This is a genomic window from Deltaproteobacteria bacterium, assembly GCA_020845895.1.
Taxonomy (GTDB): Bacteria; Lernaellota; Lernaellaia; order JACKCT01; family JACKCT01; genus JADLEX01.
Window position 1 is genome coordinate 1 of the sequence record JADLEX010000032.1, and the last position, 20,791, is coordinate 20,791.

Below are 20,791 nucleotides of genomic sequence, written 5' to 3' on the forward strand. Positions count from 1 at the left end.
AGCTGATGAAGCGAAGTTGCACGTTGTCGAGCGGAACCACGATCTCCTTCTCGCGCACGCGCAGCGTCGGATTCGCGACCGGCGTCGCGCTCGCCGCGCTCTTCACCGCCATCTGCGCGATCTTACGCCCGTAGTGCGCGTAGCGCTCGAGGCGCTCGTCGAGCCCGGTCTCCTCGGCGACGCCCGGCGTCACCATCGCGCCCAGCGCGCCGTGGGCGAAGATCGAAACGCCGCCGAGGTCCTTCTCGATCACCTTGTGCAGACCCACGACCCAGTCCGGCGAAACGCCCGTGTTCGCCGACCACAGATATTCCGGGTGGCTGCCGTAGTTGGAGAGCACGGCGATCGCATCGCCGCGCGATGCGTCGCGAAAGACGAGCGTCCACAGGTCGTGATCGAACCAGCGGCCGTCGCGCACGTTCCACGTCACGTCGCTTTTGTCGGATCGGTCGACCGCCCACGCCACGGTCGCCGGGCGCGCGCGCCGCTTCGCGCGACGCACCGCGTACGCCACCTCCGACGCGAGCGACGACATATATCGCCGGTCGATGCCGCTGACGATCGGTACGCCGGGCGCGGCGGCCTTGCCCCACAACCCCAGCGTGTCGGGACCCTGATGGGTGTGCGTGCACGCGACCCAGACGCGCGAAGCGGGCGGATCGCCGGCGGCCTCGCGAAGGCGCCGGTTGTCGGGCCCCTGCACGCCGATGAGATCGAGCATGACGAGCGCGAATTCCTCGTCCCCCTGACGCACGTACAACACGCGCGCGTGCAGCGGATCGAGCACGCGATCGGCCTTGCGATCGGTCCCGAACCCGGCGAGATAGACGCGCGAAAGATCGGTGGGAGTGATATCGACCCGCGAAGCCCCGGCGAAAAACGTGCCCGACATGCATGCATCCCCGGCGGCCGGAAGCTCGGGCCGCACGCGCGATAGTTAGCACCCGCAAGGGTGCGCGGCAAGTGCGAACCTCTCCCGAGGTTGCACGGATTTGACCGTGTTTCGGCTTTGCTCTAGGATCATTCGCGACGTGCAGGTCGTTTCCCGCACCGCCGAATCGCGCAACTCGGTCACCCCTTCGACGACGCCGACATGGGCCAGTATTTTCCTTCCCAGGACGAACTCCATCGCGTGATGCGGCTGTTTCTGACGCGGGCGTCGGAGCACGGCGTCGTCGGGCCCAAGCTCCAGCAGGCGGACATGGTGGTGCGGCTCTCGACCTGGGACCCCGAGGCGAACGTGACGCTGCACCTGGGCGATCCGGCGGACGGTGGGCGACGCTTCCTCACGTTCCAGATCGACGACGACTGCGCGCTCGCCGATCACAAGACGCCGCACGCGACCTTCGCGCAGAGCGCCGATTTCTTTCACCGATTCTGGTGCGGGTTCGAATCTCCGGGCATCGCCATCGTCAACGGCATGATCCGCGCGACGGGCAACTACCTGCGCGCGCTAGTGTTGTTTCCCGCGATCCGGCCGCTCTTTCGGACGTACCGCGAATCGTTGGAGGAATCGGGTTTCGCCCATCTGATTCTCGGAGATCACCGCTGATGCAGCGGATTATGCGCATTTGGAATCTTCTCGATTTCGGAGGATGAACATGATTGTCGGAGTGCCCAAGGAGATCAAATCGGACGAGAAACGCGTGGCGATGACGCCGCTCGGCGTGGCCACGATGGTGGCACGCGGCCACACGGTTTACGTGGAGCGATCGGCCGGCGTCGGCAGCCTCATCACGGACGAGGACTTCGAAAACGCGGGGGCGAAGATCCTGCCCACGGCGGCGGAGGTGTGGACGCGCTCCGAGATGATCGTGAAGGTCAAGGAACCGCTGCCCGCCGAGTTCGACTTCATGAAGGACAAGCTGATCTACACCTACCTGCACCTCGCGGCGGCGGAAGAACTCACGCACGCCATGCTGTCCTCGGGGTGCGTCGGCGTGGCGTACGAGACGATCGAACTCGCCGACGGATCGCTGCCGCTGCTCGCGCCGATGAGCGAGGTCGCGGGCAAGCTGGCCCCACAGGTCGGCGCGCAGTGCCTCGAGGCCGCGTACGGCGGCTCGGGCATCCTGCTCGCGGGCGTTTCGGGCGTCGCGCCGGCCAAGGTGGCCATCATCGGCGCGGGTGTCTCGGGTCAGTGCGCGTGCGAGATCGCGGTGGGCATGGGCGCGCAGGTCACGATTCTCGACATCAATCCCACGCGGCTGCGCTACATCCACGACATCCATCGCGGCAAGCTCATCACGCTCATGAGCAACAGCGGCAACATCGAAAAAGCCGTGCTCGAATCCGATCTCGTCATCGGCGCGGTGCTGATCCCCGGCGCCAAGGCGCCCAAGCTCGTCACGGGCGACATGATCCGCCGGATGAAGCCCGGCAGCGCGGTCGTGGACATCTCGGTCGATCAGGGCGGTTGCTTCGAGACGACGCACGCGACGACGCACAGCCATCCGACCTTCGTTGTCCACGATGTCGTACACTATTGCGTGGCAAACATGCCCGGCATCGTACCGCGCACGAGCACGTACGCGCTGACCAATGCGACGCTCAGCTACTCGCTGGAACTGGCCGACAAGGGCGTCGAGGCGGCCGTCGCGAACAACCTGCCGCTGCGCAAGGGCATCAACATCTACAAGGGCAAGGTGACCTATCGCGGCGTCGCCGAAGCCTGGGATCTTCCGTACACGCCGTACGAGGCGTGATTCTCATCGAAACGCAAACGAACGGGGCGCCTTGCGGCGCCCTGTTTTTTCGATCCGGGTCACGTGCTTACGGTTTCCCGGACGATCGGCGGATCTTCGGATTCAGCGGAACGACACGCTCTTCCACGTCGGCAGGAGCGAGTCGAAGCTCGACATCCCGCCGGTGAACACGGTCGTCTCCAGGATCTTCTCGCCCGTCTCGCGCTTGTAGACGCTGCCGGTGAGCGTGGTCCACGCGCGGACCTGATGCAGGTCGCGCAGGTTCTTCGTACCGCGGAAGTAGTAGTTCTTCTCGTCGTTGCCGAGGAACGTGAAGAAGTACTCCACGTCCTGCAACTGGTGGAGGCGGATGGTGCCGCGAACGACCGGTGCGCTCTCGGCAATGCCCGGCAGCGTCACGTAGCTGGTCTCGCCCATGCTCCACGTGAGAAAGTCGTCCTCGTTGGTCGGATCGAGGAATCCGGCCAAGTTGGCGACCGCCTCGGCGTGGAAGCCGAAGGAAACGGGCCTGTTCGTATCGACCCGGTGACTGTATTCTTCGGACGAGGACAGGGTTTCGACGAATCGGAAGGTGCCTTCTTTCAGGATTCCGAGCTTTTTCAGCAGGCCGAAATTCACGGCGTTCACGACGCTGACGTAGGTCGAAGCGGCCTTCGACAGCGGTCCGGATACGGCAGTCAGCATGACCAATCCTCCTTCAAACCCGCGGCGCGGGGCCGCTCGGGTGGAGCACGCTCGAACTGTAAGCTCGGGCACGGACGAATGCAAGGGGAATTTGACGCAACGTGTTAAATGTCACGAAAAAACCCGCGTGGGCAAAGGGAAAATTTGGAATTCGTTGAGAATTTGGTTGCGGCAGACCGCCCGGTACGTGGCGGTGTTTCTCTTGCTCGCGGTCGCTCATTCGGCATGCTCCTACGACGGGCCGGACGGCCACACCGATTGGTCGGTCTGGAGCGGTGACGCCCCGAGGCCCTCACTGGAGCTTATCGACGACGATGGCGAACTCGATGACGATCTTTGGCCCGACGACGATGGCGACGACACCGCGGACGACGATGGTGATGACACCGCGGACGACGACGCTTCCGACCCCGACCGTGACGGCGTTTCCACCCAAGACGAAACGACGGCCGGCACCGATCCCCGCGACCCCGCCAGCGCGCCCGCATGGCACCCGGAGTGGTCCGCATCGCCCCGCCTGATTCTCGACCGCGACGGATGGGAAGCGGTGCGTGAACGCTGGAACGAATCGGACGAGTTGACGACCGCGTTGCGCGACCGGATTCGCGCGACGGCGGGTGCCGCGCCGCTGGCGTATCCTGCCGATCCCTACGATCCGGGGGTTTTGGAAGCGAACGCGCAACGGGCGAAGGCTCGCGCGGCGGCGGCCTTGCTCGACGACGACCCCGTACTAGCCCTCGAAGCCGCCCGCATCTGTGCCGAGGCGTATTCGGACATGCGCGCCGTGGAGCTGATCGACTACGACAAGGGGACGATCCAAGGCGGACAGGCGCTGGCGACGCTGGCCCAAACGTGGGACCTTCTGGAGGGATTCGGACTCGCGTCGCCGACATGGCGCGATCACTGCCGTGACGCGATCGATCAGATCGCCGCGGATCTGTGGGACTACTACGTCGATTCGTGGCCGGTGATCCTGCGTCTCACGCAAAACAACCACAACATCAAGCTCGCCTCGGGGTTTGGAATGGCGGGATTCGTGCTGAACGACGGACCCGAAGCGGCGCGCTACGTCAATCACGCGTTGACGCAGGCGACCTACTATCTGCTCGACCGGCAGAACTGCGTCGGTGGGTGTCAGGCCGAGGGGCCGAACTATCTCGACTACACGATGCTCACCTTCTGGCCGTTTGCGATCGCGTACCACAACTTCGCACGGGGCGAGGCTTATCCGTATCACGAGACGTGCGCCACGAGGCTCGAGCACCTATGCCGCGACGAAATCCTCGATATCGCGGACCCCATGGAAGACCCGCGTCTCGCCGAGATTCTGCGCTGGCGGCAGCAGGTGACGATGCCGACGGGGTGGGCCGCGCCGTTCGACGATTCCAATCACGCGTGCGGATACCACGGGCTCGCGGCGGCGCTGACGGATGATCCGCTCTCGGCGTACCTGTTCGAGAACTCGCCCGAGTGCCGCCACGCGTCGGGCGGGCTCGAGGCGGAATTGTTGGCGTTTGCCGATGCGATTCCGGTTGCCCAGACGCCGACATCGCCATCGATTTGCCTGCCGGAAGCGGGGCAAGCCGTGCTGCGAACCGGATGGGGTGCGGACGACGCATTCGCCCTGGTGCAGGGCGAGCACGGCCGCGCGCGCGTGCATGGCTTCGGCCACGAGCAGACGGACGCGACGAGCTTCATCTGGCACGCGCTCGGCGAGACCTTTGCGATGGACTCGGGCTACATCGGGTTTCGCGATCGCGACCTCGTCGCGCACGCGGCGAATCACAACGTGATTCTGGTGGACGGCGTCGGCGCGCCGGAGGGTGTGCGCGGCGTTGGCGTGGATGTCGATGCGTTCCTCGACGGATTCGTCGACGCACCCGCGATCCGACAGGTCCGCGTGCGTGCACGATATCGCGAAACGGACTTCGAGCGACGCGTCGGGCTCGCCCCGGGCGCGTTCTTCTACGTCCTCGATCGCATCACGGCGAATTCCGCGCGGACGTTCACGTGGCTTTTTCACACGAATGCGGGGCCGGAGACGGACGGCGTCTTCGTGTCCACGCCCGACGGCGCGCGCATCGTTCGACCGCTCGCGATGATGGACGTGCACGTGGCGGCATCGCCCGTTTCGCCGACTCTGCAGGTCGGGGAATCCGTTCACGGGTTCGGTCACGGCGACATCGCGAACCACGCGGTGCTCGAAGCGATCGTGTCGGGAACAACTCCGCTCATCGGCGCGATCGGAGCATTTTCCCCGGCAGGCGGGGACGAGGCGGTGGTGACGACGCTCGACGGCGATCCGAATCAGGTCGCGTTCGTCGTCGTGTCGGGCGTCACGCGACACGTGCTGGGTTTCGCGCGAGAGGGATCGATGATCGATCTGCCCGCGAGCTTTACCGGCGCGGCGCGCGTGACGAGCGACGCCGATGTCGTTTACGTGCGTTGGTCGGACGGCGGGGGCCCGGACGTGACGTGGCGCGACGGCGGGAGTTTCGTCACGATCGACTAGCGATCCGATTCCAGCACTTTCACGATGATGTTGGTTGTGGAGCGTCCCTCGACCGGCGGCACCCGCTCGACGCGCCCGCCCGCGGCCTCGACCGTGTCGCGGCCGACGATCGCGTGCTCGGCCCAGTCGCCGCCTTTGACGAGGACATCCGGCACCACCGCGCGGATCAGGTCGCCGGGGTCCGCCTCCGGGAATATCACCACATAGTCCACGCACGCCAGCGCGGCCAGCACCTCGGCGCGCTCATGCTCCGGAACGATCGGTCGTCCCGGCCCCTTGAGCCCGCGCACTCCGGCATCGGCGTTGATCGCCACGACGAGGGCATCGCCGCGCGAGCGCGCGAATTCGAGCGTGCGAATGTGCCCCGAGTGCAGCAGGTCGAAACACCCATTCGTGAAGGCGAGCTTTCGTCCTTTGCTGCGCAGACGTTGCCGCACTTCGACCAGGGCTTCGCGGGTGAGGATCTTCGACGTGGCGGGTCGCGGCGCGTTCATGCTCATTTCCGTGAATTACTGCGTCTGGTAGATGGCGAAAATGATGCGACGGTTCTCGGACGGCGGCGCGCCTTCGATCGGCCGATCGCCGCCGAAACCGATCGCGATGACGCGCCCCGCGTCGATCCCGGCGTCGATCAGCGCGCGGGCGACCGCGTCGGCCTGCGTCTGGGTGAGCTGCCGGTCGCGCTCGGCATTGCCGGAAGTCTCGACATGCGCTTCGACGCGAACGCCGAGCTCCGGGTTCGCCACCAGTTGCACAGCGAACTCCTGTATCGCGCGGCGGTCGTTCGGGGAAAGCTTGTTCGACCGCGGCGCGAAATGAACCTCCGGCGGCACCAAAATCTTGAAGATGCGCGGCTGAATGTCCGGGCATCCGTCGTCGTCGAGAAATCCGTTCGGCGTTTCCGCGCCGTTTGGACACTTGTCGAGGGCGTCGGGAAAACCGTCGCCGTCGTTATCGGGGTCGGGGCAACCGTCGTTGTCCTGCCACCCGTCGAGGTCTTCCTTCAGGGCGGGGCACTGGTCGAGGGCGTCGGGAACACCGTCCTGATCGTTGTCCAGATCGGGGCATCCGTCGCGGTCGTTGTGGCTGTCGAAGTCCTCGGGGCTGTCGGGGCAGCCGTCCTCCTTGTCCAGGAGTCCGTCGCCGTCGTTGTCGTAGTCCGGCACGCCGTCGGAATCGTCCCAACCGTCGTAGTCCTCGGCGCGGTACGGGTCTCCGTCATTCGGATCGGCGATCCGGTCCCCGTCGAGGTCGCTCCGGCAATCCGCACTGTTCTCGATCGCGGCGGTCGAATTTTCCCTGGCGCGGGCGAGGTGCTCTTCGGCGATGCCGATCCGCCCCCTGGCCGCCTCGTCGCGGGCGAAGTCGAGGTAAGCCTCCGCCGACGCGAACTCCCGCGGCGAGCACCATTTTGCTCCGCGCTCACGGGCGAGATCCACTCGCGTTCGCGCCGCGTCCAGCTCCGGTCCCAGGTTCTTGGCGCACGCCGCCGTCAGAAGCGCGAGCAGGAGGACGACCGGCAGCGGACGCGGGATTCGACCGTTCGCGTTCATCGCAGTTCGATCTTTCGGAATTTCTTGGCGTTCTTGTAGGCCTGTTCCGCGAATTCGTGCGCCCGGGCGAGATATTGGTCGCCGAGCGCCGCGCGACCCTCCCGGTACTCCCGATCGGCCTGCGCCAGATAGAGTTCCGCCGCGAAAAACTCGTAGGGTGATTTCTCCTGCGCCCCCGAATACTTGGCCGAAGCGAACAGCGAGCGGGTTTCGTCGATCGTGACGGGGCTCCGACCGGGCACCACGGCGCAATGCGCGCACAATAGCGCGAGAACGCCCGTGCACAGGGCTCTCCAACGCACCGGCACCTTCATTGACGTTTTCCCGGGAGACACGCGCCAAGTGGTAGCACGCCCAAGTCGCGGGCGTCAATTTCGGGTCGGTCCGGGCCGAAACGCGATTGAACCGGGCATCGCGCGGTGCTATAAGCACGGCGATTGTCGGCGGCCGATTCGCCGATCGAATTGGGATGTGAGTTCTTGATCGACGATCCTCACTGCGATTCGGAATACGCCGAACCGCGCATCATTGGGCGAAGAGATCATTCCGTCTCGCGAAAGCTCATCGACCCCGATGCGCTCAAGGTGCTCTATCGCCTCTGCAACAACGGGTACAAGGCGTATCTGGTCGGCGGCGGCGTGCGCGACCTGCTGCTCGGGAAAACGCCCAAGGACTTCGACGTCGCGACGGACGCCAAGCCCGAGGAGGTCCGCCGCCTCTTCCGCAACTCGCGGATCATCGGGAGGCGTTTTCGCCTCGCCCACGTGTTTTTTCACGGCAACAAGATCGTCGAGGTCTCCACATTCCGGCGTTCGGTGACGAGCCTTCCCGCGATCGAGCTCGAACCGACCAACGGGGATGATCCGCCGGACGACGCGATCGCCCCCATCGACGACCCCGACCATGGTCCGAACGGCGATCAGGACGGCGCCGATGATTTCGAGACGGCTTCGTCGGACGAGCACCGGATTCCGCCGACCGAAAACGACTACGGCACCGCCGAGGAAGACGCGAAGCGCCGCGACATCACCATCAACGCGCTCTTCTACAACATTGCCGACTTCTCGATCATCGACTACGTCGGCGGCATGGACGACCTGCAGAACAGGGTGGTTCGCTCCGTCGGCTGCCCGCACCGCAGCATCAAGGAAGACCCGGTCCGCATGATCCGGGTGATCCGCCACGCGGCGCGCACCGGCTTCGCGATCGATCCCGCGACGTGGGAGGCGATTCTCGAACACGCCCGGCTGATTGTTCATTGCTCTCCGGCGCGCGTGCGCGAGGAATTTTTGCGCGATCTGCGCGGCGGGGCGTCGCACCTGAGCTTTCAGATGATGGTCGAAACGGGCCTGCTGCCCGTTCTTTTCCCGGCCTACGAAGAGGTCTTGGCGGGGGAGGACGGCGAGCGGACCAAGGAGTGGCTCCTGCGCAACCTGCGCGGCATCGACGCGCTCAACCGCAAGGGACCGCCGCTCTCGGACCCGATGCTGCTCGCCGCCTTCGTGGCCCCGTTCGTGCGCCACGCCCGCGTGCTCGAACGCGCGCCGGAGGAACGGGCCCGCGTTCCGTACTTTCACAGTGAAGTGCGCGAGGTCATCAAGCCCATCATCCGCAGCTTCGGATTCTCCAAGGCCCACGCGGAGAACATCTGCCAGACCGTGATCGGCATGCTGCTCATGGAAACCGCCGCCCGCGAGGACCGACCGCTGCCGCGATCTCTCGTGGGCAAGGTCTATTTCGGCGACGGCTACAAGCTCTACTGCGTGGAATGCGAGGGGCGCGGCGATCGCCTCCCCCCGGAATTTCATCAGGCGTTTCGCAAATGGGAACAGAAGTTCACGAGGCGACGTGACGGAGGGCCGGCCGAGGCCGAACGGGACGTCCCCGCTCCGGAACCCGGTCGAGATGGCGGGCCGCATCGACGCCGACGTCGCCGCTCACGTCGTCCCAAGAGCCCGGCCGAAGCCGCCGTCTGACCGACCCCGGCTCCCTTCGCATTGTCTTATCCGACCCGATGCCTTACATTTTTGCGCGTTTTCCACGGTCGAGGGCGCTGACGGGGACTTCCCGGATGTGCCGTAACGTGAATCGATGAAACCGACGAACGACAACTGGACGATTCTGATCCTCACGCGCGATCCCGCGAAACCGCGTCGGTTCGTCGTCAGCCGCCGGGCTGTTCGCCGGGCCGCGCTCGCCGCCGGTTTCGCGGCGATCGGATTGGGGGTTGGGGTTTTCGATTACGTCCAGACCAAGATGGACGTCATGGTCGCCCAGCGCCGGGAGAAGACCCTCATCACGCAGGTGCGCGACGAGCGTGCGAACGCCGAGGAGCGTCTCACGCAACTCTCGGCGCTGCGTGACGAGGTGTTGCAGCTTCGCCGGGCGGTGAACGCGTCGTCGAAGCTCGATCAGTCGCTGCGTCGCGAGCAGGGACTCGCCAGTCCCGCCGAGCATGTGATCGCGGCCGGCGGCGCGGAGATCCAGGTCCCGCTCGCCGATCGTTTCGACGACCGCGACATCGAGCGCATGCACGCGGCGATCCGCGAGCTCATCGAGCGCGCCGGAATTCGCAAGACGAGCCTCGCCACGCTGTCGCGCTACTTCCGCGATCAAGGCGCGCAGGTCGCCCAGCGACCGAGTCTATGGCCGATCAAGGGTTGGGTGACGAGCAACTTCGGCATGCGCACCAGCCCGTTCACCGGCGAGACGGCGATGCACGAGGGCTACGACATCGCCGCGCCGATCGGCACGGTCGTGCGCGCGCCCGCCGGCGGCGCCGTGGTTTACGTCGGCACGCACGACAACTACGGCAACTATCTCGTGATCGACCACGGCGGCGGACTGACCACGCACTACGGCCATCTGGCGTCGTCACTGGTCGCCGAGGGCGTTCGCATCTCGGCGCGCGCGCCGATCGCCCTCGTCGGCAACACGGGGCGCTCCACGGGTCCCCACCTGCACTACGAGATCCGGATGATGGATATTCCCGTCAATCCGGCGCCGTACCTTCCCGAAGATCCCGAGGAACCGACCGACTTCGCGCAGGGTCCGTGAGGCGCGTCCGGCTTTGGGTCCGCGGAGCCGGCCCGGCGCGTTGAACTTTTACGAGTCAAATCACGGCATGAGAACGGGGTGATGACCATGCCTTCGTTGTTCGCGAAGATTTTCGGCACCAAGAACGACCGCGAGATCAAGCGCCTGCGCAAGATCGCCGATCTCGTCAATGCGCAGGAGGCCGCCGTTCAACCGCTGTCCGACGACGGCCTCCGGGCGAAGACCGTGGAGTTCCGCGAGCGGCTCGCGAACGGCGAGACCCTCGATGATCTGGTTCCCGAGGCGTTCGCCGTGGTGCGCGAAGCCTCGCAGCGCGCCCTCGGCATGCGCCACTTCGACGTTCAGGTGATCGGCGGTCTCGCGCTGCACGAAGGCTGCATCTGCGAGATGCGTACCGGAGAGGGCAAGACGCTGACGTCGACGCTGCCGCTCTACCTGAACGCGCTGGTCGGGCGCGGGGCGCACGTCGTGACGGTCAACGACTACCTCGCGCGGCGCGACGCGGAGTGGATGGGGACGATCTACCGGTTCCTGGGCCTTTCGGTCGGCGTGATCGTTCACGGCCTGAACGACCGCGAACGCCGCGAGGCGTATCACTGCGACATCACCTACGGGACCAACAACGAGTTCGGTTTCGACTATCTGCGCGACAACATGAAGCTCGATCGCGCGGGCATGGTGCAGCGCGATTACTTCTACGCGATCGTGGACGAGGTGGACTCGATCCTGGTCGACGAGGCGCGCACGCCGCTCATCATCTCGGGCGCGACGGAAGACTCGACCGAGATGTACTACCAGGTCAACGGCGTCATCCCGGGGCTGCACAAAGAGGAACACTTCACCATCGACGAGAAGGCGCGTTCGGTCGTGCTCACCGAGGCCGGCGTGGAACGCGTGCAGAAGACGCTGGGGATCGAAAACCTGTACGACCCCGAACATATCGAGACGCTGCATCACGTGAATCAGGCGCTTCGCGCGCACACGCTGTACCAGGTCGATCGCGACTACATCGTCAAGGATGGCGAGGTGATGATCGTCGACGAATTCACGGGCCGCCTCATGCCCGGGCGGCGGTGGTCCGACGGTTTGCACCAGGCGATCGAGGCCAAGGAGCGCGTGAAGATCGAGAGCGAGAATCAGACCCTCGCGACGATCACGTTCCAGAACTTTTTCCGCATGTACGAAAAGCTGGCGGGCATGACGGGCACCGCCGACACCGAGGCGGTGGAGTTCAAGAAGATCTACGACCTCGACGTGCTCGTGGTGCCCACGCACCGCGACATGATCCGCATCGACCAGGCCGACATCATCTACCGGAGCGCCAAGGAAAAGTTCAAGGCGGTGGTGGAGCGGATCGCGGAGTGCCATGAGAAAGGGCAGCCGGTTCTCGTCGGCACGATCAGCATCGAGAAAAACGAGATGATGTCGGTGCTGCTCAAGCGGCGCGGAGTTCCCCACGAGATTCTGAACGCGAAGAACCACGAGCGCGAGGCCGAAATCATCGCGCAGGCCGGTCGGAGGGGACAGGTCACGCTGGCCACCAACATGGCCGGCCGCGGCACCGACATCATTCTGGGCGGCAACGCCGAAATGATGGCGAAAGCGCGGTGGCGGTATGAAAACCCCGAGGAGCCGTACGATCCGGCCCGCCCGGAATGTCAGGCCATGCAGGACAGCTTCCGGCACCAGTGCGAAGGGGAACGCGCGGACGTGCTGACGGCGGGAGGCTTGATGGTGCTCGGCACCGAACGTCACGAGTCGCGCCGCATCGACAATCAGCTTCGCGGTCGGTCCGGCCGGCAGGGTGACCCCGGCGAATCGGTCTTCTTTCTCGCGCTCGACGACGACCTGATGCGCATCTTCGGGTCGGAGCGAATGGACTCGATGCTCGCCAAGCTCGGCGTCCGCGAAGACGAACCGATCTTCCATCCCTGGATCACGAAGGCGATCGCCAACGCGCAGCAGAAGGTCGAGGGTCACAACTTCGATATCCGCAAGCGGCTGCTCGAGTACGACGACGTGATGAACCGGCAGCGCGAGGTGGTGTACTCCGAGCGCCTGCGGGTGCTCGAAGGCGAAGCGCTTCGTGGCGACTACCTGGAGATCGCGGAGGATTTGGCCGCGGAGGTGATCGCGCAGCACTGCGACGAAAAAGCCTATCCCGAGAACTGGCCGTGGAGTGAACTCATCGACCTCGTGCGCGCGCGCTGGGACCTCGATCCCTTCGTCGACTATCAGAAAGACGACGATCGCATGGAGGCGACCGCCGAGGATCTGCGCGAAAAACTCAAAGCCGCGTTAATCGACTACTACACGAACAAGGAAGCGGCCGTCGGCGAGGCGATCATGCGGGACGCCGAGCGCTATTTCATGCTCACGACGATCGACCAGCACTGGAAGGAACACCTGTTCCACATGGACCACCTGCGCGACGGCATCGGTCTTCGCGGATACGCGCAGGAAAACCCGCTGCTGGCGTACAAACGCGAGAGCTTCGCCATGTTCCAGGAGATGATGGGTCGCATCCGCGAACAGGCGTTCGACAAGGTGATGAGGTTCGTCGTGGCGACGGACGACACGACGCAGTTCCAGCGCAAGCCCGTCACGAAAAAACCCGTCAACTACGGTCGCGAAGCGCTCCGGCAGACACAGCGCCCGGAGGCGTCGCCCGACAAGGCCCGGCTGATGCCGGTGAAACGCACCGGCGTGAAGGTCGGCCCCAACGATCCGTGCCCTTGCGGTTCAGGGAAGAAATACAAGAAGTGCTGCCGCGACAAGGACAAGGCCGCGGCGGGCGCATGACAGGACGCGCCGCGCGCTCTTCCCTTGACGCGAGGCGGGGGATATTCTGACCGGGATTCGTGTTCGACGATGAATTTCGAGGGGTTTGTCCGGGCATGTCCGTTTCGAAGCAGCATCACGTCGCGCTGACCGTCAAGGATCTGGAGCGGAGCGTGCGTTTTTATACGCGCGAGCTCGGTCTGATCCACGACGACACGCTCGCCCTCGATGAGCAGGCGGCATACCGCATGTTCGGCATCGTCGGCGTGACGGTGCGTTCGGCGCTTCTATTTACGGAGCGCGGGCATCGCCTCGACCTTCATCAGTTCTCTTCGGGAAAGAATTCACGGCCCGATCTCCAGTTCGACCGGCCCGGGTTCCAGCACCTTGGCCTCGGCGTGGAGAACCTCGACGAACTGGGCAAACGGCTCGAACTGGACGGGGTGGAGATCGTCGCCGCGCCGTTTCAAACGCCGACGGGAGAAAGAATCGCATTCGTCCGTGACCCCGACGGCGTCGTCCTCCAACTCATCGAGGAGAATCGCTGGACGGCGCGCCTGTCGCGCATCGCGCTGCCGGCGAGGTTGTGGCTCGGTCGGTCGCGCCGCCGGCGCGCCCACGCACTCGTGGGGACCGCGATGTCGTGTTCCGATTTGCCTCAGGGGACCGGGCCCCCCGTGCGCTGATCCAACGGGATCTTCCCGCGCCGGCCTTATCGCGGTCCGGTTTCCGGGCGCTCGTCGAAGTTGATGTTTTTCGCGGATCTGTAATCGATGCGATTGATGTGGATGCCCGCGAGAACGTGTGCGAACGCGTCGGTGATCCGCGCGAGATCGCTTTGCGTGAGCGGGCAATCATCGAGCTGCCCCGACAGCAAAATCCGGCTCGTGGTCCGGTCGATCATGTCACGCAGCGCCTCGGGCGAACGGTCCTTCAGCGAGCGGCTGGTGGCCTCGACCGCGTCGGCGAACATCATGATCCCGGTTTCCTTCGAACGCGGTCGGGGACCGTCGTAGGTGAAACGCGAGACGTCCACGCGGCTTACGTCGCCGCCTTCTTGTTCGACCGCCTTCGCGAGGAAAAACGCGATCTTGCCCGTGCCGTGGTGCTCGCGGATGAAGTCGATGATCCGCTCGCCCAGCCGATGGGTGCGCGCGAGTTCCACGCCGTCCGAAACGTGCCGTTTGATGATGTCCGCGCTGTGATAAGGATCGTTTACCGCGTCGTGCGGATTCGAGGCGGCCTGGTTTTCGACGAAATAGTCGGGATTCGCGCTCTTGCCCGCGTCGTGAAACAGCGCGCCGACCCGGCAGAGCAGGGCGTTGGCGCCGATGCGCTCCGCGGCGGCCTCGGCCAGCGAGCCGATCGTCACCGAGTGCTGAAAGGTGCCCGGGGTCTTCGTCATGATTTCGCGGAGCAGGGGGTGCTCGTAGTTGGCGAGTTCGAGCAGCGAAACCGGCGTCGTGTAACCGAAGGCGTATTCGACGATCGGCGAGAAGGCGATGACGAACAGCGACGCCAGCAGTCCGCCGGCGAAGGCGGTGATAAAAAGTGCGACCGCGTGTTCGACGGCGAATCCCAGCAACAGGCAGCAGCCGACCATCCCGACGTTGACGAGTCCGACCGTCACGCCCGCCTGGATGACGTCGGCACGTCGGTGTGCCCGGCCGACGGCGTGAAGCGAGACGACGGATGACACGAACAGATAGACGGACATCGGGATTTCGAACGGTGAGATCAACGCCGCAACCAGGGCGAACACGACGCAAAAAACGAGCGCGATCTCGAACCGATGGACGAAACGGACCTGCATCGGCGCGAAGGCGGCGGGATAGAGAAACAGCATCGCCGCGGACGGAAAAACGACGTACGTTTCCGCGAGAAGACTGCCGAGAAACAACAACAGGCGAAACAGCGCGAGAGACACGATCAACATGACGCCGAGGAACACGAAGTCGCGGTTCGTCATATCGAAGTCGGGCAAGTTGATGTCGGCGATGGTGAACGAAAAGAAGATCAGCAGCGCGATCAGCACCGACACGCCGATCCACCGGGGCAGGGCGGTCTTGCGCGACTCCTGCCTGGCGAGCCAGCGCATGACGAGCGCGTGCTCGCCCGTGACGACCCGGCCTTCGCCCACGATGAGTTGATTCTTCTTGTAAACGAGTTTGACCGGGATAACGGCGGCCGCGGCGGCCCGGCGACGATCCTCGGTCATTTCGCGGTTGAGCGTCAGATTCGGGCGAATCTGGCTCTTCAGGACCTGCGTCGCGAAGTCGGAAAACTCCCCGTGAGCATCGGATAGAGTCGCGACCGCCTGCGTCTCCGCGGCTTCGCGCGCGCCGATCATGTCCACGACGCCCTGCGCGGCCGAGGCCAGCGCCTCATCCTGCGTCAGGACGTTTCGGACGTGAATCTGCGCCTTTTCCGGATCCTGATCGAATCCTCGAAGCGTCTCGGCGAACTCGGCGCGATCTTCCACGACGCGCAGCGATCCCAATTTTTCCAAAACGCGAAGGATCTCGTCGGCGAGCGTTTGGGAAAAGCGAATCGCATGCAGCCGCTCGAAATCCGCGTCCTGAAGCGAGATCCCGAGTTCGGCGGCGAATCGGCGCGCGCGCGATCGGATGGCCTCTTCGCCCGCGCTGTCGGTCACGTAAGCGGATTGAATCTCGACGAACGCGCCCTGAACGCGCAGCCTCGCCTTTTCGAAAAGTTCCGGGTCATGATCGAAGACGATCGGGACGGCCGTCATCGCCTCGCGCTTTTTCGTTTCGGTCGCCGCTTCGTCCTCGATCTCGAAGTCGGCCGGCGCGCGGACGCTCTTGCGGGCGTAAGTGCCCTCGCGAAGCACGGCCGTCCCCGTCACCAAACCCTGCGAAATCAACAGCCCGATGAGAAGCGAGAGCCCGAGGATCACGAGGCCGAGGCGCAATTTGGCGCGCGAATCTCCGGCGTTCGCGGCCAAAGCGCCGGATTCGGGCGGTGGGGTTGAGTTGCTCATTCGTGTTCGAAATCCTGCCCGGCTACCTTAACCGAGCCGGCTCGATACGGGCAAGCCGCGCCGACGCGCCGGTTCTCGGCGATTGACGGAACGGCGGGCCGCCGCGAAGATGCGCGGCGAATTGGGCACGTCGTCGGGGAGTCATCCGGGGAATGTTCCGTCACAACTGGAAATTCGTCGTCGCGGCGCTGGTGCTCGCGGGCACGGCGTGGCTGGTGGCCTGCGGATCGGACGGTCCGCAGGGCACGGGCACGGGCGTCGGCGCGACGCAGGACGTCGGCAAGGCCTGCGAGGGGGCGTGCGTCGGCGGCGAGGACGGGTGGTGCTACGACAAGAATCAGGCGACGTGCGTGTCGTGGGTGTGCGTGGGGCGGACGACGCCGGAATCGTATTGCACCGAACTGTGCGACCTCGATACGCAGTGCCCCGACGGGTATTCGTGCGTGGACGATTGCGAAATCGGATCATTCGACCAAGCGTACTGCGTGACGGAGGAAGATCACGACTATCTGGAGTCGCTCGGCCTTTGCGACGCGTCCCATTGATCGGTCACGGCGTATGAACGACCTCGATCTCGACCTCGGCGAGCCCGGCATTGACCATGTCGATCTGTTCGGCGGCGGCCCTCGACAAGTCGATGATGCGCCCGCGTTTCCACGGCCCGCGGTCGTTGATGCGCACGAGCACCGACTGATCGTTGGATGTATTCGTGACGCGCACGATGGTTCCGAACGGCAGCGAGGGATGCGCGGCGGTGAGCTTGTTCTGGTCGAAGATTTCGCCGCCGGCCGTGCGCCGGCCGTGAAACTCCGTGCCGTACCAGCACGCGGTGCCGGACTGGCTCCAGCCCTCGGACCGCTCGCGCACGGTGTATCGCGGCGCGCAGGCCGATACGACGGTGACGAGCAGAGCGAAACAGATGGGGAGCATTGAACGTGTCGGCATCTGACGGCGATCCTGCGGGGAAATCGAAAAGCGTGTCAAGAAAACCGGTCGCGCATCGGTTCCCCCGGTTCATTCTGACGCATTTCGTGGCGGAAGCGAGGGACCTGGAAGGCGCCGATCCGGTCGCCGCCAACGTCCACGTATCGCGTCTCATTCTCGATTACGGCAACGCGTTCGACGATCGGGAAACCAACGGGTCGTGGACGCCGATTCAGAACGAACCGGATTGGATCGGCGCGTGGACGCGTGTTCTGCAGGTCGTGAACGACCCGGAGCGTCGCGAGGGTTTGTTTGCGCGCATGGAGCGCGTCCGCAAGTCGTACGAACGCCTGCGGCGTCACCCCGAACCCGCGCTCGCCGCGCGGGTCGTCGGGCGGTTCGCGGTCGCGCTCGCCGACCAGCTCGCCGCGCACCCCGAGGCGGTTTCGTGGCGGGCGAGCGATCTGCTCGACTTCGCGCACACGGCGTTTGCGCGACTTCACTTCGCGTACGACGCGGCGGGCCGGGTCAAACGCGTTCGCGCCGCGGACGTGGAGTGGGAACTCGTGGACCGTGACGTCTTCGCGGCCCGATGGTCGGTCATGACGCGTTCGGGCCCGGTGCGTCTCGGAGCGCTGCGTTTCGCGTCGCGGAAGTGGCGGATCGAGCCGTCCTGGCCCGGACCCGAGGGCCGGTCGCTGAGCGCGGTGCTGAGCGCGGATTCGAATATCGTCGCGGCGACGAACGGCGGCTATTACCTCTACTCGGAGGTGCCCGGCGCGCCTCATGGCGCACTCGGCGACCCGGCGGGACTGGCCGTGCGCGACGGCGTCGTGTTGACGCCGCCGATTTATCGCCGCCCCGCCCTGCTGCAGGATGAGCAGTTTCACGTTCACCTGCGCGTTGTCGGCCTGAAGGGCGTGACGATGCGGCGGGGGAACATGAAGCTCGCGGCTCGGCTCGTGAACCGGCCCCAACTGAATCCCGGCGATATCGTCTTCTACAATTCGTTGCACGGAGCGCGAACACCGGTCGCGCCGATCGCGTTCGCCGTCTACGGACGGCGCGTGGTGGAGACCGCAATGAACGACGGCGTGGCGATTCCGCTCGGCGGGATCGCCGTGGCGATGCACCCGGGTTCAGTCGTCCCGGATAGGGGACTGGTCTCGATGGGCGACGAATGGGAATTCGATCTCCCCACCATCCCCGGCGTCGGCCGCGTGGTCGGCGCGGTGGCCGGGGGACCGATGATTCTCGCCGCGCGAAAATCGTCCGTCGATTGGGCGCAGGGCGACTACGGCGAGAATGCCATTCCCGAGGCGCTTCATCCGTTCGGCTTTTTTGCCCAGAGCTTCGCGCCGCGCCTGGCCGCGGGCGTGACCGAAGATCATCAGGTGGTGATCGTGGCGGTGGAAGGGCGAGACTTCAAGCACTCGGTCGGGATGAATCTCGATTCGCTGGCGAGATTGATGCTCGATCTGGGGTGCGTGCAGGCGATGAATCTCGACGGCGGCGGCGGCGTGGGCATGATCGTGCGGGGCGACGACGGCGTGGTCGGCGCGGCGACGCGGCCGATCCGCAGCGTCCTCGCGTTCCGAAGTGTAAAAGCCTAGTCGGTCACGTCGGCGGCGCAGCGAAACCCGAGGTCCGACGTGAAACTCTCCGGCAGCAGCGCGTTGCGATACGCGGTGCGACCGAGCGTCGCGACCGTCATGAAGGACCCCCCGCGAATCACACGCCGAATCCCCGTCTGGGGGCCGACCGGATCGGTCGAGTTGCCCGGCCAGATCGCGTCATCGTAGTAGTCGGCCGCGTAATAATCGGCGACCCACTCGAAGACGTTTCCGCTGAGATTCTGGACCGAGTAGGGGGACGCGCCGTAGTCGTAGTCCGCTACCGGTTGGGTGTCTCCGACGCACCCTTCGTCGTCGACGATCACCTTCCCGCCGGCATCGTATCCCGCGGTTGCAAGACGGAGATTCGCGCGCAGGCAGTCGGGAGGCTCGTCGCCCCAAGGGTACCGCCGCACGCCGGGGCCACGCGCCGCCTTTTCCCACTCGGCTTCGGTGGGCAAGCGACGTCCCAGCCACGCACAGTATGTCGCCGCCTGATGCCACGAGACGTGGACGACGGGATAGGCACCAAATGACGGATTCAGGTAGTAATCCGCGTGCGTTCGCGAGGCGCCATCGTGCGGATCGTCGCACGCGCCCGCATCGACGCACGCGCGATACTGCGCGTTCGAGACCTCGGTCCGCTCGATCGCGTACGCGCGAAGGTCCACTTGGTGCACCGGGTGCTCGTCCGAAAATCCTTCGTCCACGCCGGGCGAGAAGAGGTCCCATTCGGGGTCCGAGTCGGCGCCCATCCAGAACGTTCCCGCCGGGATGACGATCAGTCCCGACGCGGCGGCGGGGCCGTAGTCGCGATCCCAGTCCCCATCATCGTCCGGCAGCTTCGAGCATGCCGCGGTGAGCAGGACGATCGCGATCGACACGAGGAGCGCGCGACGAATCATGGAGTCCCCTCGACGAGCGGGACGACCTCAAGCGCGCGACCGAATTTGTTGGCGAGTTCCTCGGCGAAAAAATTCGCCTGTAACTGCGTTCCGAATTCCCCGACCAACACCTCGGTCCGTGTGTCGTCCACGGGGCGTACGATCGTCTTGAAGCCCTGCTGCACGAACTGGGCGGCGGTGCGCTCGGCTTCGGCGTTCGGAAAAACGCCGAGACGCACGGTGAACTGCTCCCGCGTCAGGCGCATGGACCGGGATGCGCGGGCGTCGGGATTCGCGTCGAGATCCGTCAGGCGTTCCCGGGCCGAAGCGGCATACGGACTGGCCGGAGCCTGCTCGACGATTCTGCGATAAACGCCGATCGCGCCGCGACGATCCCCCGCGCGCTCCATCGCCTGCGCAAGACCGAAACCCGCGCGCGGCGCGTCGATCGCGGCGGCGTGCTTTTCCAGCAGGCGCGAAAACATCGACCGCGCCTCCGGCGCCTGACCGAGTTGCAGGCGCGCCTCGGCGAGCCCGAGCATGGCGGCGGGAATCTGCTCGGAGTCCGGATAGAGTGCGATGAGCGCCGCGTAGTGCTCGGCCGCCGCGGCGTGCCGGCCCAGCGACGCGTTCGCCCGGGCGGCGATCCAGCGGGCTTTCGCGGAATCCGCGGGGGACGGCTTGGCGGCGATCAGGGCGTCGACTTCCTTGAGGGCGGCCATGGCGTTTCCGGTGTTGAGATAAAGCCCCGCGAGATCGAGCCGCGCCGTCGCCGCTTCCGGCGAGTCGGGTCGCGACTCGACCAAAGCGCGATAGAGCGGCATGGCGGCGAAAAGATCCGTCTGCCGTTGCGCCTGAAGCAGTTTCAGTTTCGGTGTTTCGAGCGAGTCGGGAAATTTGCGGGTGAATTCGTCGAGGTCGCGGCCGGCAGGTTCGATACGGCCGGACTCAAAACCGCTGCGGATCTGCTCCGCGAGGAGTCGTTCGAGGTCGGACTCCCCCGCCCAGGCCGCGCTCGCCGCGGCAAGGGTCAGCACAGCGGCGAATGCAATGATGCATGCGCGAAGCACGGAG

Annotated in this window: 18 protein-coding genes; 9 read left to right on the plus strand and 9 right to left on the minus strand. The window is 65.3% G+C overall.

Features of this window, described 5'->3' with window-relative positions; all coding sequences use genetic code 11:
- On the minus strand, positions 1 to 892 hold an 892-nt coding region (locus IT350_03815), incomplete at its 3' end, for a hypothetical protein (GenBank protein ID MCC6157154.1).
- A 201-nt stretch (positions 893 to 1,093) separates the two neighbouring features.
- Between IT350_03815 and IT350_03820 the strand changes: the two genes are divergently transcribed.
- Positions 1,094 to 1,552, plus strand: coding sequence for a hypothetical protein (locus IT350_03820; GenBank protein ID MCC6157155.1), 459 nt, complete (start codon positions 1,094 to 1,096; stop codon positions 1,550 to 1,552).
- A 49-nt stretch (positions 1,553 to 1,601) separates the two neighbouring features.
- Positions 1,602 to 2,705 (plus strand): alanine dehydrogenase, encoded by a 1,104-nt coding sequence (ald, locus tag IT350_03825; protein ID MCC6157156.1) that lies wholly within the window; start codon positions 1,602 to 1,604, stop codon positions 2,703 to 2,705.
- A 102-nt stretch (positions 2,706 to 2,807) separates the two neighbouring features.
- Here ald and IT350_03830 read toward each other — a convergent pair whose 3' ends face one another.
- A complete protein-coding gene (locus tag IT350_03830) occupies positions 2,808 to 3,389 on the minus strand; it encodes a hypothetical protein (GenBank protein ID MCC6157157.1) in 582 nt (193 codons plus the stop codon).
- A 154-nt stretch (positions 3,390 to 3,543) separates the two neighbouring features.
- On the opposite strand from IT350_03830, the gene IT350_03835 reads away from it, so the two are divergent.
- Entirely contained in the window at positions 3,544 to 5,901 is a 2,358-nt protein-coding gene (locus tag IT350_03835; protein MCC6157158.1) for a heparinase II/III family protein, read from the plus strand.
- Here IT350_03835 and IT350_03840 read toward each other — a convergent pair.
- The 3 genes from IT350_03840 to IT350_03850 are packed head-to-tail and all read right to left on the minus strand — an operon-like array spanning position 5,898 to position 7,768.
- Positions 5,898 to 6,395 (minus strand): adenylyltransferase/cytidyltransferase family protein, encoded by a 498-nt coding sequence (locus tag IT350_03840; protein ID MCC6157159.1) that lies wholly within the window; start codon positions 6,393 to 6,395, stop codon positions 5,898 to 5,900. The genes IT350_03835 and IT350_03840 overlap by 4 nt on opposite strands.
- A 15-nt stretch (positions 6,396 to 6,410) precedes the next feature.
- A complete protein-coding gene (locus IT350_03845; protein MCC6157160.1) occupies positions 6,411 to 7,454 on the minus strand; it encodes an OmpA family protein in 1,044 nt (347 codons plus the stop codon).
- Positions 7,451 to 7,768 (minus strand): DUF4398 domain-containing protein, encoded by a 318-nt coding sequence (locus IT350_03850; GenBank protein MCC6157161.1) that lies wholly within the window; start codon positions 7,766 to 7,768, stop codon positions 7,451 to 7,453. Before IT350_03850 ends, IT350_03845 begins: the two co-directional genes overlap by 4 nt.
- 165 nt (positions 7,769 to 7,933) lie before the next feature.
- Between IT350_03850 and pcnB the strand changes: the two genes are divergently transcribed.
- From pcnB to IT350_03870, 4 genes are all read left to right on the plus strand, one after another.
- Entirely contained in the window at positions 7,934 to 9,430 is a 1,497-nt protein-coding gene (gene pcnB, locus IT350_03855; protein MCC6157162.1) for a polynucleotide adenylyltransferase PcnB, read from the plus strand.
- 115 nt (positions 9,431 to 9,545) lie between these two features.
- The gene (locus IT350_03860; protein ID MCC6157163.1) at positions 9,546 to 10,511 is read left to right on the plus strand and encodes a M23 family metallopeptidase; all 966 of its coding nucleotides are present in this window, start codon (positions 9,546 to 9,548) and stop codon (positions 10,509 to 10,511) included.
- An 87-nt stretch (positions 10,512 to 10,598) separates the two neighbouring features.
- Positions 10,599 to 13,313, plus strand: coding sequence for a preprotein translocase subunit SecA (gene secA / locus IT350_03865; protein ID MCC6157164.1), 2,715 nt, complete (start codon positions 10,599 to 10,601; stop codon positions 13,311 to 13,313).
- Between the two features lie 95 nt (positions 13,314 to 13,408).
- Complete coding sequence (locus IT350_03870) at positions 13,409 to 13,978, plus strand: VOC family protein (protein MCC6157165.1); 570 nt, start codon at positions 13,409 to 13,411, stop codon at positions 13,976 to 13,978.
- Between the two features lie 26 nt (positions 13,979 to 14,004).
- Here the strand turns inward: IT350_03870 and IT350_03875 are convergent, their stop codons facing one another.
- The gene (locus IT350_03875; GenBank protein MCC6157166.1) at positions 14,005 to 16,296 is read right to left on the minus strand and encodes an HDIG domain-containing protein; all 2,292 of its coding nucleotides are present in this window, start codon (positions 16,294 to 16,296) and stop codon (positions 14,005 to 14,007) included.
- Between the two features lie 152 nt (positions 16,297 to 16,448).
- On the opposite strand from IT350_03875, the gene IT350_03880 reads away from it, so the two are divergent.
- Positions 16,449 to 16,841: a hypothetical protein gene (locus IT350_03880; GenBank protein MCC6157167.1), complete on the plus strand. Its 393-nt coding sequence runs from the start codon at positions 16,449 to 16,451 to the stop codon at positions 16,839 to 16,841.
- 4 nt (positions 16,842 to 16,845) lie between these two features.
- Here IT350_03880 and IT350_03885 read toward each other — a convergent pair whose 3' ends face one another.
- A complete protein-coding gene (locus IT350_03885) occupies positions 16,846 to 17,226 on the minus strand; it encodes a septal ring lytic transglycosylase RlpA family protein (protein ID MCC6157168.1) in 381 nt (126 codons plus the stop codon).
- A 47-nt stretch (positions 17,227 to 17,273) separates the two neighbouring features.
- On the opposite strand from IT350_03885, the gene IT350_03890 reads away from it, so the two are divergent.
- Positions 17,274 to 18,833 carry a phosphodiester glycosidase family protein gene (locus IT350_03890; GenBank protein MCC6157169.1) on the plus strand — a complete coding sequence of 520 codons (1,560 nt, stop codon included), beginning with the start codon at positions 17,274 to 17,276 and terminating at the stop codon, positions 18,831 to 18,833.
- Here IT350_03890 and IT350_03895 read toward each other — a convergent pair.
- Positions 18,830 to 19,738, minus strand: coding sequence for an SUMF1/EgtB/PvdO family nonheme iron enzyme (locus IT350_03895; protein ID MCC6157170.1), 909 nt, complete (start codon positions 19,736 to 19,738; stop codon positions 18,830 to 18,832). The two genes, IT350_03890 and IT350_03895, sit on opposite strands and share 4 nt — an antisense overlap.
- Complete coding sequence (locus IT350_03900; GenBank protein ID MCC6157171.1) at positions 19,735 to 20,787, minus strand: tetratricopeptide repeat protein; 1,053 nt, start codon at positions 20,785 to 20,787, stop codon at positions 19,735 to 19,737. The genes IT350_03895 and IT350_03900 overlap by 4 nt, the downstream gene beginning before the upstream one ends.
- Positions 20,788 to 20,791: the final 4 nt, after the last annotated feature.

Bases quoted from the DNA above. Each gene is read 5' to 3' on its own strand.
- IT350_03820 (MCC6157155.1), top strand. From the start codon at position 1,094: ATGGGCCAGTATTTTCCTTCCCAGGACGAACTCCATCGCGTGATGCGG.
- ald (MCC6157156.1), top strand. From the start codon at position 1,602: ATGATTGTCGGAGTGCCCAAGGAGATCAAATCGGACGAGAAACGCGTG.
- IT350_03830 (MCC6157157.1), bottom strand. From the start codon at position 3,389: ATGCTGACTGCCGTATCCGGACCGCTGTCGAAGGCCGCTTCGACCTAC.
- IT350_03840 (MCC6157159.1), bottom strand. From the start codon at position 6,395: ATGAACGCGCCGCGACCCGCCACGTCGAAGATCCTCACCCGCGAAGCC.
- IT350_03845 (MCC6157160.1), bottom strand. From the start codon at position 7,454: ATGAACGCGAACGGTCGAATCCCGCGTCCGCTGCCGGTCGTCCTCCTG.
- IT350_03850 (MCC6157161.1), bottom strand. From the start codon at position 7,768: ATGAAGGTGCCGGTGCGTTGGAGAGCCCTGTGCACGGGCGTTCTCGCG.
- IT350_03860 (MCC6157163.1), top strand. From the start codon at position 9,546: ATGAAACCGACGAACGACAACTGGACGATTCTGATCCTCACGCGCGAT.
- secA (MCC6157164.1), top strand. From the start codon at position 10,599: ATGCCTTCGTTGTTCGCGAAGATTTTCGGCACCAAGAACGACCGCGAG.
- IT350_03870 (MCC6157165.1), top strand. From the start codon at position 13,409: ATGTCCGTTTCGAAGCAGCATCACGTCGCGCTGACCGTCAAGGATCTG.
- IT350_03875 (MCC6157166.1), bottom strand. From the start codon at position 16,296: ATGAGCAACTCAACCCCACCGCCCGAATCCGGCGCTTTGGCCGCGAAC.
- IT350_03880 (MCC6157167.1), top strand. From the start codon at position 16,449: ATGTTCCGTCACAACTGGAAATTCGTCGTCGCGGCGCTGGTGCTCGCG.
- IT350_03885 (MCC6157168.1), bottom strand. From the start codon at position 17,226: ATGCTCCCCATCTGTTTCGCTCTGCTCGTCACCGTCGTATCGGCCTGC.
- IT350_03895 (MCC6157170.1), bottom strand. From the start codon at position 19,738: ATGATTCGTCGCGCGCTCCTCGTGTCGATCGCGATCGTCCTGCTCACC.